Below are 14,814 nucleotides of genomic sequence, written 5' to 3'. Positions count from 1 at the left end.
GCGCTCTCCGCCTCATCGGCGCTGAACTCGCCACCGGACAGGATCTGCTCGGCAAGGGTGGCACGCAGCGCGGCATCGTCCTCGACGATGAGGATCTGGCGAAGGGCGGACATCGTGGTCTCCAGGGGAAGAGGTAAGGGCTTACTTCGGCCCCGCCACATCATCTATAGGTTGATAACACGCCGCACAAATCACTCAAATGAGAGGTTTGTCTCAAAAATGTCGCGCATGGTTCGACGGTTTGAGTGGTCGGAGCATAGGGTCGTGCTGCGCGAGACGGGTGCATGAGCCCGCCGCCGAGTATGGGCGCGGGCAGTGATCCCGCGTTGGCGGTGACGACGATCGACCATCTGGCTCGCGGCTGCTGCGTGCTCGAAATCTGGTGCCGTAGCTGCGACCACCGCCGGTGGATACCGGCGCAGTCCCTGGCTCGCCGATACGGACACTTGGCGGTCTGCGAAGCCACGGCGGTGCGGGCACTGCGGGCGACGCGGAGCGCCGATCCGGATCACGGCCTGGCCGCCGAGCGGCGCGCCAGCCGAGAAGGATCGGGTTAAGGCCTTCTAGGGTACGCTGATCGGCTGAAGGTGGGGGCTGGCATGCGAGCGATGATGGTGGCGGCACTGGGCGTGACGCTGGCGGCTTTGCCGGCCTGGGCCGAGGACCCCACGACCATCCATCTTCGGATCGCCGGCGGGTTTGGCGGTGTCACCCAGTACGAGCGCTACGAGGCCCCGTTCTGGATAAGCGAGGTGCCTCGCCTGACCGGCGGCCGGGTCCAGGCGGAGATTGCGCCGTTCGACCGCAGCGGCATCCATGGCTCCGACATGCTTGGGCTCATGCGGTTGGGTGTCGTGTCATTCGGCACCGTCAGCCTTGCGGTTGCTGCTAGCGACGAGCCAGAATTGGCGGCGATGGACCTGCCGGCACTCAATCCGGACATCGCGACGCTTAGCCAGTCTCGGGACCTGCTACGGCCACGGCTGGAAGCAACCTTGCGGTATCGGTACAATGTGCAGCTGCTGGCGGTCTATACCTACCCGGCGCAAGTGCTGTTCTGCCGCGACCCCTTCACCAGCCTCGCCGACCTCGCTGGCCGACGGATCAGGGTCTCCTCCGTAGGGCAGGGCGAGATGGTGGAGGCGCTCGGTGCCGCAGCAGTCGTCATCCCCTTCGCCCAGATCCCCGACGCCCTTAAGCGCCACACCGTGGAGTGCGCCATCACCGGCAGCCTCTCGGGCAACGCGCTCGGGCTGCAGGCCGTCACCTCGACGATGTCGCGGCAGGCGGTCGGCTGGGGCGTCTCCCTGTTCGGCGCCAACCTGAGCGCCTGGAACGGGCTGCCGCCGGAAGTGCGGACCCAGATCCAGCAGGGGCTGGGAACCCTGGAAACTGCGATCTGGCAGGCGGCAGAGCGCGAAACCGAAGAGGGCTTCCTCTGCAACGCCGGCTCCCCCCGCTGCAAGCAGGGCAAGCCAGGCGGCATGGTGGTGCTCGACGATACGCCGCAGGACCAACGACGTCGCGCACATCCGCTGCGAAATGTCGTGTTACCGAAATGGATTGAGCGTTGTGGCGAGGAATGCGTCACGGTCTGGAACCGCTACATGGCAGCAGCGAGAGGCATCACCGCGGCTGCGCAATAGCCTGGGCTGGTGGTCATGCAAGGGGGTTACCCCCCACGCCTCGGCACCGCCCGCATGTAGCTTGGGCGTGTTGGCAGGGTGAGAGCGGAACGACCAGCGCTTCCCACATCTTTGCTTCCTCGGCCGCAACCACCGTCTAACTGCTCGTTTTACCGAGCAGCGTCCAATCTAGACCGTGTTGTAGGGGACCAGAACGCCACACGCTGGTCAGCCGGAGTTGGTGCATCTTGGCCGAAGAATATCGTGTGCAGGGCCTTTACCTGCTATCTCGCGAGCGATCATTTGCGGAATGATATATTGCGTTGCACAATTTGAGTTGCGTCATCTTTTCAGACGCGCAAATTGTCCAGCGGGCAGCGGCACGCTCGTGCCCTGCCTTTCTTGGACGTTTCCTCCCTAAACTCGGCGGCGCCTTCGGGTGCCGCCCTTTTTTTGGGCCGTCACTGATTAAGCAACCAGCAAGGCTGGCTGGTTCGTACCAGGGGGAACTTTCTGCTGCAACAGAATTGCTGCCTGTAGACATGGCAGATGAATATCAGTGATTGCCGCTCTGGATCGACGAGGCCAGCCGCCCGAGGAAGCCTAGCTTCTGGACAACGTCCCGCTCAGCCTTGAGGCTCTGCAGTTCGGCTGTCATCCCGAAGCGCAGCCTCATCTCTGATAAGTCTCCCCCCCGCAGCAAGTAAGGGTTTATTAGGAGCGATGTGCTTTGGTCGCGCGCAGCTACAAGCTTGCGCGGTCTGAAGGCAGGCTACATGCCTGCTACGAAGGTGCCCGGGGTGGGAGGCCAGCGGATATCACCGGCCAACAGACGAGATCGGCAGCTATGCACCCAGGCCAGCCATCCCGACGTTGATCGCGCGCCCAAGACTCCTTCATGACCTACTCGCCCAAGGATTCGAACGTTGGACGCAACCGTTGATTGGGCAGTGGCCAAGCACCCTCAAGCCCAGCTTCGCCGGTCTGGGTGGGTCGATCTGCGGGGCCCTTGGGGCTTCGCCTTCGACAACGAGGACCGTGGGGTTCAGGAGGGTTGGCCGAGACGCGCCGAGGCCTTCGATCGGGAGATCCTCGTCCCCTTCCCACCCGAGTCCGCAGCGAGCGGCATCCAGGAGCGAGGCTACCATCCGGTCGTTTGGTATCGCCGGGTATTCGAGCTCTCACCAGCCGGGCGAGCGCCTCGACTCCACCTGACATTTGGCGCGGTGGATTACGAAGCTCAGGTCTGGGTCAATGGCCAGTTCGCCGGACGTCACGAAGGAGGGCACACACCGTTCACCCTCGACATCACCGCCTGCCTCTCTCCGGAGACCGAACAGGTCATCGTCGTGCGCGTCTACGACGACCCGCTGGATCTGACCCAGCCGCGCGGGAAGCAGTACTGGGATCCTGAGCCGGCCGAGATCTGGTATCACCGAACCACGGGTATCTGGCAGCCGGTCTGGCTGGAGCCTTTGGGCGAAGCCTTCGTCGAAGAGGTGCGGTGGACCGCTGATCCGGACCGCTTCGCTGCCCAAATGCGATTGCGGGTGGGTGGGCGCGCAGCCAAGGCGACCCAACTCCGCCTGCGCCTGTCGCTCCGCGGGCGACCGCTGGTGGACGACATCTATGCCCTGGACGGAGCGGTGCTGGACCGCGAAATCGTCTTGCCCCGGCGCATGCACCGGGTCCAAGCGGTTTGCTGGGCACCCCATCATCCCCACTTGATCGACGCCTCGATCGAGCTGTTGGCGGCCGACGGCTCGGTGCTCGACCTGGTCGAAAGCTACTTCGGCCTACGCCGGATTGAAGCCGTGGACGGCCGGCTGCTGCTGAACGGAGTGCCACTGTTCCTGCGCCTGGTCCTGTCCCAGAACTATTGGCCGCAGTCGCATCTGGCGCCGCCAAGCGACGAGGCCATCCGGCGGGAGGTCGAACTCGTTAAGGAACTCGGCTTCAATGGCGTGCGCATTCACCAGAAGATTGAGGACCCGCGGTTCCTCTACTGGTGTGACCGCCTGGGCGTGCTTGTCTGGGGCGAGGCAGCCAATGCCTTTCAGTTCGACGAGCGGGCCGCCCAACGGTTGTGCCGTGAGTGGGCGGACGCGGTCCGGCGCGACTACAACCACCCCTGCATCATTACCTGGGTCCCGTTGAACGAGAGCTGGGGCGTGCCGGACCTGGAGCACGATCCGGCTCAGCGTGCGTACGTGAAGGCGCTGTACCATCTGACGAAGACGCTGGACTCTACACGCCCGGTGATCGGCAACGATGGCTGGCAGAACGCTGTCGGTGACATCTTCGGTGTGCACGACTACGCCATGGACCCCGCCAGGCTAACCGAGCGCTACGGCTCCGGCGAGGCGCTCCGGCGCACCTTCGAGGCGATCCGTCCGGCGCATAACCGCCTGCTGGTAGACGGCCAGACTTTCGAGCAGCAGCCAGTCGTGGTCAGCGAGTTCGGCGGCCTCAGCATCAAGCCTGGCGAGGGGGAGAACTGGTATGGCTATGCCACGACGAACGATGCGCAGGAGCTGCTGGTGCTCTATGGGGCGCTGGTCGGAGCCTTGCTGGACAGCACGGGGATTGCGGGCTTCTGCTACACCCAGCTCACCGATACCGAGCAGGAGACCAATGGCCTGCTGACAGCCGCCCGCAAGCCCAAGCTGGATATCGCCACCATCCGAGCGATTACCTCCCGCCCGGCTAGGTCCGTCCCAAGCGAGATCCTGGACGCCATCTTCCAGCACGAGATCGCAAGGCGGCGTGGCAGTCGGGCGGAGGAATAGCCGCGCGGCGAGTGGTTATGCCAAATCCCGGCCGCACACATAACCGCACCCGTGCTCTCAGTGCCAGAATTGCAGATGCGCCTTGACCCGCAGAGGGCCTCCACACATGCGATAAGCCCCGCTTACTCGATCGGTCCTAGCACCGAGGAAGTGGACGGTCGCCAAGACCTGCCCTGCCTGATCAGCGATCTCTATCTGTTGCACGTCCGTTATCCTGCTGCTGCTGCCGCTGCTGCGAAGGCAGCCGGCAACCAGTTCCCGAAGACTGAGGCGTGCCTCATGTTGGGCGGCGACGAGATCGGGTAGCTCGGATCCTTCCGGGTCGAGGATCAGTTCTTGGCCTTGACGAACATGCAGGAAGAAGCGCGGCATAGTCGCATATTATGGTCTGCCTTCACCGCTCTGCCGTGCGGTTGCGAATGACCAGAAGGGGTCACTGCGCGATCAATGCAAAACGACACGCTAAGCTCCCCGATGTCTGTCGGCGGTAGTTCGCTGACCTACTTCCAGGGCCGTCCGAACCCGCCGTACGAGGGCGTCGAGTTCAAACGGCTTATCCATCATGTCGATCCCCGGCGGTAGCGACGTCCCCGCGTAGCCGCTGATGAACAGTACGGGCAGCCCTGGGGCCCCCTTGCGTGCCGCTTCGGCCAGCTGCCGCCCGTTCATGCCATTCGGCAGCCCCACGTCGGTGACCAGCAGGTCTGGGCGGGTGGTGGCCAGGATGCGCAGCGCTTCAGGCCCGTCTCGCGCCTCCAGCACCGTGTGGCCCAGCTCGCGCAGCAGGTCGGCTGCCGGCTGCCGCGCCGCGTCCTCGTCGTCCACCAGAAGCACCGTCCCGGGTTCGCTGGCCGCCTCCAGCACCAGCGGCACTGCCTCCGGTCGCCCCATCGCATCCGCATGCTCGTGCAGCGGCAGGAGGAGGCGCAACGTCGTGCCCTGCCCCGGCGCGCTCTCGATCCGCACTAGGCCGCCAGATTGCCGCACGAAGCTCCAGACCTGGCTCAGACCCAGCCCCGTGCCCTGGCCTTGCGGCTTGGTGGTGAAGAACGGCTCGAACACCCGCTCGAGCACCTCCGGCGGTATGCCCGTTCCAGTGTCCGCGACCGAGAGCGCCACGTAGAGGCCTGGCGCCGCCCCATCATCCGGGATGTCCGCCGCCGAGAGACGCAGGTCCTCCGTGCCGATCGTCAGCCGGCCGCCCTCGGACATCGCATCGCGCGCGTTGATGCAGAGGTTCAGCAGCGCGCTCTCCAGCTCGTTCGGGTCACACAGCACGCTCCCGGCGCCGTTGCGAAGCTGCAGGTCCAGCGCGATCCCTGGCCCCACCGTGCGACGGATCAGGTCCGCCAGTCCGGCGACCAGCCCGTCCGTATCGACCGGCTTCGGCTCCAATGGCCGCCGCCGCGCGAAGGCGAGCAAGCGCCGCGTCAGGCCTGCCGCGCGCTCTGCCGCCTCCTGCACGGCGTCGAGGTATCGTAGCGCCTCGCCGGCCTGGCCAGCCGCGACCCTGCGTCGCGCCATGCTGAGCCCGCCTGTGACGCCCTGAAGCATGTTGTTGAAGTCGTGCGCGATGCCGCCCGTCAGCTGGCCCACCGCCTCCATTTTCTGCGCCTGCCGGAGCGTCTCCTCGGCCGCCATCAGCTCCGTGGTGCGCTCGGTGACGCGACGCTCCAGCTCCTCGGCCGCCAGTCGGGCCTCGGTGATATCCACATTGCAGCCGGTGTAGCCGAGGAACCTTCCCGCATCGTCCATGCGCGGCACACCCTCGCAGCGCAGCCAGCGCACCTGGCCGGCCCTGTCGCGCACGCGCGTCTCCGTCTTAAAAGGCGCACGTGCATGGAACGCTTCTAGGAAGTCAGTGTGATGCCGATCGAGATCCTCGGGCAGGACGATCTCCTCCCACCCCCGTCCTCGCATCTCCGACGCCGGCCGGCCAAACATGTGATCGTAGTGCATGTTGGCGAAGGTGACCTGACCTTCCGCGTCGGTCATCCAAATCAGCGCCGGGGCGCTGTCGGCCATGTGGCGAAACCGCGCCTCGCTTTCGCGCAGCGCCTCCTCGGTCCTGCGGCGCTCAGTGACGTCCTGGCCGATCTTGAGAAACCCGCGGACTTCGCCCCCTTCGCCGCGCAGCGCCGTGACCGTGCCGTCGATGAACACCCGCGTGCCGTCTTTACGGAGATGCCAACGCACGTTCGGCGCGACGCCATGGACGCGGGCCGTCTCCACCTCATCGTCGTCCACATGGCTTTCCCGGTCTTCCGGGGTGAACAGGATGCTGGCGGGCTGCCCGATGGCCTCGGCCGCCGTCCAGCCGAAGACGACCTCCGCGCCAGGGAACCAGTCGGCGATGACGTCCTCCGCGTCACAGACGAGAATGGCGTAGTCGCGTGCGTTCTCGACGACGAGGCGGAACCGCTCTTCGGTCGTCCGCAGCCGGCGGACTTTGTGCAGGCGATCGATAACCGGCCCGAGGATGGTGGCGTAGGTGCGCAGGAACTCCGTGTCGCCCTCGCCGAACTTGCGCGGCTCGGTGGCGTCCACCTGCAACAAGCCGTAGGCCTGCCCACCAGGCAGGAAGATCGGCACGTTTGCCAGCGCGATCACCCCGGCTTCCCTCAGGAAGTCAGGCAGCTCGAACCGGTCTTCCTGACTTATGTCCTGGGTGATGACAGGCTTGCCGGCCTTGATCGAAAAGGTCTCAGAAGAACGCACGGTCATCTCCAGGCGCACCCGGCCGACGACCTCCGGGGACCAGCCGACACCAGCCCGCACTAAGAGGGAGCGTCCATTGTCCTGGATCTCGAGGACTTTGGCCCAATTTTTCCCCATCGCCTCGCCCACGAGGCGGCAGGCTTCGGTAAGGACCTCGTCGAGGTTGTTGCTGCGCAGGGTGAACTCGCCGAAGTCAGCGAGCATCTGCTGGCGCCTGACCATCTGTTCGAGATCAAGCATGCCGATCACCGGCTCTTATCCCGCCAGAGGCCACTGGCGCCCTCTGTTCCCGTTCTGCATGGCGGCAGTGCAGCAACTTCTCACCGTCCGGCCGCAATCGGCCCTCGGGATCGACGTGGCGGTAGAGTGTCTGGCGGGTTATGCCCAGTTTCGCGCACAACTCGGCCACTCCCGTCTCCCGCCGGCCCATGGCGGCTTGGGCGAGGCGCAGCTTGGCCGGCGTCATCTTATATGGCCGTCCCCCGCGGCGGCCGCGGGCACGTGCGGAGGCGAGGCCCGCCTTGGTGCGCTCGACAATCAGCTCGCGCTCGAACTCGGCCAATGCTGCGAAGACGCCGAATATCAGCTGGCCGTTCGAGGTGGTGGTGTCGATGGCCGCCCCCTCGCCGGCGAGGACACGCAGCCCCACGCCGCGCCCCGTCAGCTCGTGTGCCAGGTTGACGAGGTGCCGCAGGTCGCGCCCGAGCCGATCGAGCTTCCAGGCGACCAGGGTGTCGCCGGGGCGCAGGCCCTTGAGGCACGCCTCCAACCCGGGTCGGTCGTCGCGCTTGCCCGACGCGGTGTCCTCGTACAGCCGGGACAGGTCAACCCCGGCGGCGAGCAGCGCGTCGCGCTGCAGGTCGAGCGCCTGGCTGCCGTCCGCCTTGCTCACGCGCATGTAGCCGATCAGCACGACAGTCCTCCGCTCTGCAAACGCCCGGATGGGTGACAACGCAAGAAGTCTCTTCTCGATGCTGCCGATTTGCCACACAACCCGTCACGCCCTCTACGTGCCGCAAGTGTCCGCAGCACAGTTGTGTGACCTCGCGAGGCGTCAATCCTGGAGCTGAAACAGATGCCACGCCGGACCCTGCTGTCCGCCGAGTAGCGGGCTCGCCTGTTCGCGGTCCAGACCGACCGGGCCGGCACCAGGACGGAGACGGCGCGGGGCATCCAAGTGGTCACAGGTTGGCGCTCACCTGCATCAGCTCGTCGAGCTCGCGCAGTCGGACGTTAAGTGTCGCCATCTCGCGTCGAGCCACGCCGCGCTTTCACATGATGGGGTGGATGCCCCCTGCTCTGCGGCATCGAGGCGCCATAGCGTGGTTGGTGTTGAGCGTGACCACGAAGGAGAGGAGGCATCTGTGGAGAAGATTACGACGATCGGCCTCGACTTGGCGAAGAGCGTCTTCCAGGTACATGGGATCAATGCGGCCGGTGGGGTGGTGGTGGTGCGGCGCAAGCTGCGCCGGTCAGCGCTGTTGGACTTCTTCGCAGCTTTGCCGCCGACGCTGGTTGGCATGGAGGCTTGTAGAGGGGCGCACCATTGGGCGCGCGAGCTTACTCGCCTCGGCCACACGGTCCGGCTCATGCCACCGGCCTACGTGAAGCCCTACGTCAAGAGCGCGGCTGAAGCCTCGCAGTAGGACAACTCGCACGCTGCGTGTCCAACAAAGGAGCCGACTACGCTCGGGCTTTAGTCGTAGCCATCCAGTAGGATTAGACGTGGGCTTCGCTACAAGCCCTTTTGTGGCACCCACTCCTGAAGGAGACCCGCTTTGACCCGCATCATCATCAATGGCGTGACCTATGAGGGCGTCAGCTCGGTTAGCGTCATCAATGATACCGTCATCATCGACGGCAAGCGCCAGGACGGCACAGTATCTGGCGTGGTGGAAATTCGGGTGCTGGAAGGCGTCCTGGGTGAGTTGCGGACCGATGCAGCTGTAAACTGCGGCGAAGTCCGTGGCGACGTCCACGCTGGTGGTTCGGTGAACTGCAATAGTGTCGGCGGGAGCGTCAATGCCGGCGGGTCCATTCGCTGTGATGAGGTGCGCGGATCGATCAAGGCTGGCGGAAGCGTCCGGCACAAATAGCTCACCAAATGCCCCGGGTTCTTGTTGAAGTAGTGGCCTCCGAGCGTCGCCGCCGCCGCCGGCGCTGCTGGCATCAAGAAGCCAGATAGTCGTGTGACGCTGGGCTCGCCGGAGATGGGTGCGCGGCGCATGGTCACCACCACGACTCCTCTTCAGATACAGCAACGCCCAAGCGCTTAGCCAGTATTCTGAGCCGCTCTAGGTCGCTGTCGCGCCACTGTTTGCTTGTTAGAAGAACCTGAGCTTCTGCGGCCTCCAGCCCGAGCGCTTCGCCGACTTCCAGAGGGGTTTTGACGCCGCGGTCATCCAACTCGCGACCGATCGCCACCCGAAGGCGGATGATCTTTAGCCAGCCAACGGTCTGGGTTCTGCGCTCTTCCGCTGTGAGTGGCTTCATAGGTGGATGGCTGCCCTGGGATGAAACCATCCCTTTTCATGAAGATCGAAATTAGCTACGTCAATCTCTAACGTTGAGTTTATCACACAACTCTAGATTTAGAGACGTAGTTTCGCTATCAATCTGGCAACGCCGGAGAGCGAACATGTCCATGTCGAGCCAAGTGTCTCTCAACTTTTACACTAAGGTTGAGCTTCGTTCTCATTTTCCGAAGCAGTGGTTCTGGACTATTCGTAATGCTGCGACAGACGGTATTTGCGAAAATTCACCAAAAATATTTTCGTCGGCTGACGATGCTTGGCGAGACAGCCAAAATGCTCTCGCTTGCTTCACGCCACCACGGATGGCAGTGGCAGCTTAGTCTGTCTAAGACTTCACTGTGCTCATCTGCCGAGCCTGACGATTAGCAGACGTTCCGCTCACTTGGTAATTACAGGCTTCGCCGTAGGGGCACGCTAATCACCATTGCGGCCCCTCCTCTGGTGCAGATATCCCGATGCGCTCAGCGGCCGCACGGAGCCGCGCTAGATCGCCCTCATGCCAGCGCTTGGCACTTAGCAGGCTCTGGGCCTCCATAGCGCTTAGCCCGAGCACTTCGCCGATCTGGGCAGCGCTCTTGGCGCCATGATGATCCAACGCCCGGCTAATGAGCACTCGAAGACGGATTATCTTTAGCCACTCGGCGGCTTGGGCTTCGCCCTGCTCTGCGGAGAGCAGTGGCGTTGCCGGTAACTGGTCGTCAGAAGGTAATGACATTTGGCTGAAAGCCCGTTCCCCACCGCTCCAGTTGAACGCCGTTCTGAACCCGAGGTTACTGCAGAAACGGGCCGGCTTGGTGGCCTGTGACTACCGATAAAGATCGGGTGGTAAAGGTGGGAGAAGGTGAGAATGCCTTGTAAGTCTCTGATCCAAAACATTAGGGCATGCCTATACAGTCCTGTGCGAAGTCCTCCACGGAGCAAGTTAGTGATGCCTGCTCAAGCTTTGCCGCTGGCCTGCTGATACCGACATCTTCGTCGATATGGACACCGGTGATAGTACGTCGACCAAATCCAACCCCCAGGGCACTCAAGCGCCGGTCTGCGGAACGCGCTTAAGCAGCGATCTCATCTCACGAACGGGCAGGTCATGCGCCGAGGTTCCTGCCTGGGCCCTGCCGTCCTGCCGTCAGGAGGACCTGAACCCGTTGCGCCAGCTCGTTGAGCGTGAACGGTTTATGGATGACTTCGATCTCTGGTGGCAGATCTGCGGCGGCATAGCCGGTGATGAACAGCACCGGCAGCCCAGGGATTTGTCCTTGCATGGCCTCCGCCAGCTGCCGGCCATTCATTCCGCTTGGCAGCCCCACATCGGTAATGAGCAGGTCGGGCCGTGCGCCCTTGGCCAAGAGGAGCAAGGCCTCCATCCCGTCCGCCGCCTCGAGGACTCGAAAGCCCAGTTCCTGCAGCCTCTCGGCTGCCGAGCTCCGCACCCCGGCCTCGTCATCGACCAGCAGCACCGTCGCATCGCCGGGACCAACCTGCTCGGGCATGGGAGTTGGTGCCAGCTTCTCCGTCGTCGCCGCCCAGTCGCTGCGCGGCAGGAACAAGCGCACTGTCGTACCCTGCCCAAGTGTACTCTCGATCTGCAGGAACCCCGCCAATTGTCGCACAAACCCCCAAACCTGGCTCAGGCCAAGTCCGGTGCCTTGGCCAACCGGCTTGGTGGTGAAGAACGGCTCAAAAACATGCTCCAACACGTCCGGCGGCATGCCGGAGCCGGTGTCGGACACGCACATCGCCACATAGCCGCCTGGCACCGCGCCCCCTTGCCCGACCACGTCCGCCGCCGAGAGTTCCACATCCTCCGTGTTGATCACGAGCCGCCCGCCACTCGGCATGGCATCACGTGAGTTGATGCACAGGTTCAGCAACACGTTTTCCAACTCATTAGGATCGCACAACACGCTGCCGCCACCGTTGCGCAACTGCAGGTCCAGCGTGATCCCCGGCCCGATCGAGCGGCGGATCAGGTCGGCCATGTCCGCTACCAACGCATCCGCGTCTAGGGGCTTCGGCTCCAGGTTCTGTCGCCGCGCGAAGGCCAGCAGTCGACGTGTCAGCCCAGCCGCCCGATCAACTGCCGCGTGCGCTGCTTCCAAGTAGCGCCCTGCCTCGCTGGTGTAGCCCGCGTCAACCCGACGCCGCGCCATGTCGACGCTGCTGGTGACGCCCTGAAGCATGTTGTTGAAGTCGTGGGCGATGCCGCCGGTAAGCTGGCCTACCGCTTCCATTTTCTGTGCCTGGTGCAGGCTTGCCTCCGCTGCCCTCAGTTCGGCTGTGCGCTCGGCCACACGTGCTTCAAGCACTTCCGCTGCACGCTCCAAAGCGTCCCGGGCACGGACCTGGTCATCCACATCGGTCGACGTGCCGAGCCATTCCCATACATGTGTGCCATCTGGAGCGCGCAGCACCGGCGACCCGCGCGTATGGAACCACCGCCACGTCCCATCGGCTGCGTGACGTAGGCGGAAGTCCGCCTCGAAAGCACCGCCCTCGCCGGCGCGGTCCCACGCCGCCATGGCATCCGCCCGGTCGTCCGGATGCAGCGCCCGAAGCCAGCCGCGGCCACGGCTAGCCTCGTCCGACAGGCCGGTAAAAGCTATCCATTGTGGACTGGCCCAGGTCCACTCGCCGCGCGCCGCAGACCGCCAAACCAACTGCGGCATACCTTCCACCAAAGCCCGCAAGCGGCCCTCACTCTTCGCCAGCGCCGCCTCGATCTCCTTCAGCGCGGTCACGTCGTGGCCGACGCCACCGATCCAGCGCACCTGCCCAGTCGCGTCGTGCATGGGAAAGTCGGTGTCGCGGAGCCAGCGAACCTGTCCATCCGTAGGGCGTCTGATCCGGTACTCGAAGGTTGTGCGGTGGCCGCGGCCGACCTGCCTGATGCAAGCCAAGGCGTGTTCGCGGTCCTCCGGCAGGATCAGTGCCGCCCATCCATTCAGGTTATTGCCGCGCAAGGCTTCCTCACGGCTGAGCCCGTAGATCGCCTCGAAGGCTGGGGTCAGGTACTCCCATTGCAAACTGTCGACATCACGGATCCAGAGCACGTCCGACGAGGCATCACCGAACCCACGTAATCGCCCCTCGCTTTCCCGCACTACTGCTTCGGCCTGCTTACGTACCGTGATATCGCTCGCGGCCCCGAACCACTCGCGGACCCCACCGGCAGTGTCGAGCAGCGGCACCGCCCGCGAGCGCGTCCAGCCCAGCGTGCCGTCTGTGCGTCGCACGCGATGCTCCAGATCGAATACGCTCTTCGTCCGGATTGCGCGCTCAATCTCTTCTCGCACTGCTGGCTGATCGTCGAGATGGATGTACTCGCCGAGCCATGACTTGCTGGGCACCGGCGTATCGGCCAGAAAGCCGTGCCACTCGAGCCGGCGCATCTCGGTCCAGTCCGGGCTCATGCTGTAGATGGCGTAGGACGTGGCGGTGACCAACGCTCGGAGCCGCTCCTCACTCTCGCGCAGCGCCGTCTCAGCACGAGTACGAGCGCCGACCTCCCGCCCGGTCATATGAACAGCGATCACCGCGCCGGCATCATCATGCACCGGCAGGAGCGTAGCGTCGAAGGTGTCGGTCGCCTCGCCTACGCTGCGTGTGTCCAGCGGCTGAGCAGCAACTTGGACAGCTTCGCCCGCAAAAGCGCGTGCGTAGAGCGGAGCGACGGTAGCCCAGCCTTCTGGGAAGGTTTCCGGCAAAGGACGGCCGAGCGCCGCCGGATGCCGGCCGCCGTACAGCCGGGCAGCGGCGTCGTTGTAGATTAAGATCCTGTCGGACCCGCAGACGAGGCAGGAGACGTCCGGACTGGCCAGCACGATCTCGACCATAACTTTGAGGCGGTCTGACCAGCCCTCAACTGGCCCCAGCGAGGTCGCTGCCCAGTCATGAGCGTTGACGCGCCGGGCCAGTTCGCCGCCACCAGGCGGCCAAATCGGACTATCCTCAAGACCGCTCATCGTCTTCAGTCCTTGAAGCGGCGGATCGAGGTGCCAGTGTCGGAAATCGTGTGCGGGCGAACGCCAGCCTGGCTGGCCGTCACCATCAAGCCGTCTCGCCGCATCTCCGCTCCCGTTCTGGTTACAAAGAGGTTATGGGCTAATCGAGCCCACCGTCACGCGGTATGTTCTCCGCCCCACGGTTGATTGAGACACCCCATAAGTGGACGGTATCCGCGGATGGGGTGCACAACGATGACAGAGCTGACGGATGCCGTTGGTCGTGACCGGGAGGGTCAGACGTCGCGGCTACACAAGGGGGGTGCAGTATTACGGCTGCTCCGCGGTGAGGATCTGGGGCCGGTCTCGCCGGCTCCGGGTATTCACCGCGGCGACGCTGAGTGGCTGGCGCGAGCCTTTCTGGCGGCCGGCGAGGTGAGCCTGGCGACAGTTCACGATGCCCGTGCACTTAAGCGCATGACTGCAACCATCAACGCCTGAGCAGTGAAGGGTTTGATCAGCACATGCTTGGTGCAATGTTCACCACGTGGGCAGTCAGCGCCGTAACCTGTAGCAAAGATGAATGGCACGCCCATTGCGGCAAGGCGGTCGGCAACTGGCAAAACGGCTTCGCCGCCAAGGTTTATGTCGAGAATGGCGGCGCTCATGCCACCATTAAGCAGCGCCTGGTCGACGATCTGCATCGCCTCCTCGACCGACCCGGCTGGGCCCAGCACCTGCGCCCCAACATCGTCAAGCCAATCTTCCATCAGCATGGCAGTCAGCGGCTCGTCCTCGACGACGAGGACCTTCGCACCTCGCAGTGCGTGGCGGTTCTGCGAAATCAGGTCGGTCATCACGGCATCGGGCCTCCCAGGTCACGCTCGTGGCGTCGGCCCAAAGGTCAAGGACACCTTCAGTTTGAGTCAGGCTTGTGGTGGGCAGACCAAAATTTGTGCGTGTTGTCCGCTGCATAGCGGGTTCAGATTTGAGACCGCTTCACCAAGTGAAGACAGGCGATGAACTGCCAATCTCAGTGAGACGGCGGAAGATGCGGTTGGCTGACGAGGGGATGCCGACCACTCCGCATGGTTGCGGAAATCTCGAATGGCCGTCCTTGATCTAGGTTAGTGTCTGTCCGGGAACAGTTTGAGTGATTTGAATCGGTTGTGATTGGCTCCCGGCGGCGATTGCCGGAAGAAGAGTG

The 14,814-nt window shown here is 64.1% G+C and carries 9 protein-coding genes and 2 pseudogenes; 5 read left to right on the top strand and 6 right to left on the bottom strand.

Annotation, left to right across the window (positions count from 1 at the left end; translation table 11 throughout):
* Window positions 1-644: 644 nt before the first annotated feature.
* Together JMJ56_RS30670 and JMJ56_RS30665 are read left to right on the top strand one after the other, a co-directional pair.
* Entirely contained in the window at window positions 645-1,646 is a 1,002-nt protein-coding gene (locus JMJ56_RS30670) for a TRAP transporter substrate-binding protein (RefSeq protein ID WP_236038930.1), read from the top strand.
* A gap of 905 nt (window positions 1,647-2,551) precedes the next feature.
* Window positions 2,552-4,414: a glycoside hydrolase family 2 protein gene (locus tag JMJ56_RS30665; RefSeq protein ID WP_202835556.1), complete on the top strand. Its 1,863-nt coding sequence runs from the start codon at window positions 2,552-2,554 to the stop codon at window positions 4,412-4,414.
* A 57-nt stretch (window positions 4,415-4,471) separates the two neighbouring features.
* Here the strand turns inward: JMJ56_RS30665 and JMJ56_RS30660 are convergent, their stop codons facing one another.
* From JMJ56_RS30660 to JMJ56_RS30650, 3 genes are all read right to left on the bottom strand, one after another.
* Window positions 4,472-4,786: a DUF6894 family protein gene (locus tag JMJ56_RS30660; RefSeq protein WP_202835555.1), complete on the bottom strand. Its 315-nt coding sequence runs from the start codon at window positions 4,784-4,786 to the stop codon at window positions 4,472-4,474.
* Window positions 4,787-4,876: 90 nt separating this feature from the next.
* Window positions 4,877-7,372, bottom strand: coding sequence for a PAS domain S-box protein (locus JMJ56_RS30655; RefSeq protein ID WP_236038934.1), 2,496 nt, complete (start codon window positions 7,370-7,372; stop codon window positions 4,877-4,879).
* Entirely contained in the window at window positions 7,365-8,045 is a 681-nt protein-coding gene (locus JMJ56_RS30650; protein ID WP_202835553.1) for a recombinase family protein, read from the bottom strand. The genes JMJ56_RS30655 and JMJ56_RS30650 overlap by 8 nt, the downstream gene beginning before the upstream one ends.
* Window positions 8,046-8,496: 451 nt before the next feature.
* Here JMJ56_RS30650 and JMJ56_RS30645 point away from each other — a divergent pair.
* Both JMJ56_RS30645 and JMJ56_RS30640 read left to right on the top strand, forming a co-directional pair.
* A pseudogene (locus tag JMJ56_RS30645) lies at window positions 8,497-8,754 on the top strand (IS110 family transposase); the annotation flags it as partial.
* A gap of 156 nt (window positions 8,755-8,910) precedes the next feature.
* On the top strand, window positions 8,911-9,228 hold the full coding sequence (locus tag JMJ56_RS30640; RefSeq protein WP_202835551.1) for a hypothetical protein: 318 nt from the start codon (window positions 8,911-8,913) through the stop codon (window positions 9,226-9,228).
* 133 nt (window positions 9,229-9,361) lie between these two features.
* On the opposite strand, the gene JMJ56_RS30635 is transcribed toward JMJ56_RS30640, so the two are convergent.
* Entirely contained in the window at window positions 9,362-9,625 is a 264-nt protein-coding gene (locus JMJ56_RS30635) for a hypothetical protein (RefSeq protein WP_202835550.1), read from the bottom strand.
* 1,126 nt (window positions 9,626-10,751) lie between these two features.
* Window positions 10,752-13,628, bottom strand: coding sequence for a PAS domain-containing hybrid sensor histidine kinase/response regulator (locus JMJ56_RS30630; protein WP_202835549.1), 2,877 nt, complete (start codon window positions 13,626-13,628; stop codon window positions 10,752-10,754).
* Window positions 13,629-13,847: 219 nt separating this feature from the next.
* On the opposite strand from JMJ56_RS30630, the pseudogene JMJ56_RS35820 reads away from it, so the two are divergent.
* Window positions 13,848-14,081: pseudogene (locus tag JMJ56_RS35820) on the top strand (IS3-like element ISMtsp5 family transposase); the annotation flags it as partial.
* Here JMJ56_RS35820 and JMJ56_RS30625 read toward each other — a convergent pair.
* Window positions 14,060-14,464 (bottom strand): response regulator, encoded by a 405-nt coding sequence (locus JMJ56_RS30625; protein WP_202835547.1) that lies wholly within the window; start codon window positions 14,462-14,464, stop codon window positions 14,060-14,062. The pseudogene JMJ56_RS35820 and the gene JMJ56_RS30625 overlap by 22 nt on opposite strands.
* Window positions 14,465-14,814 lie beyond the last annotated feature (350 nt).

This window comes from Belnapia arida, from assembly GCF_016773205.1.
Taxonomy (GTDB): domain Bacteria; phylum Pseudomonadota; class Alphaproteobacteria; order Acetobacterales; family Acetobacteraceae; genus Belnapia; species Belnapia arida.
The sequence above is the reverse complement of the archived record's forward strand: the minus strand, read 5'-3'. Positions and strand labels throughout refer to the sequence as shown.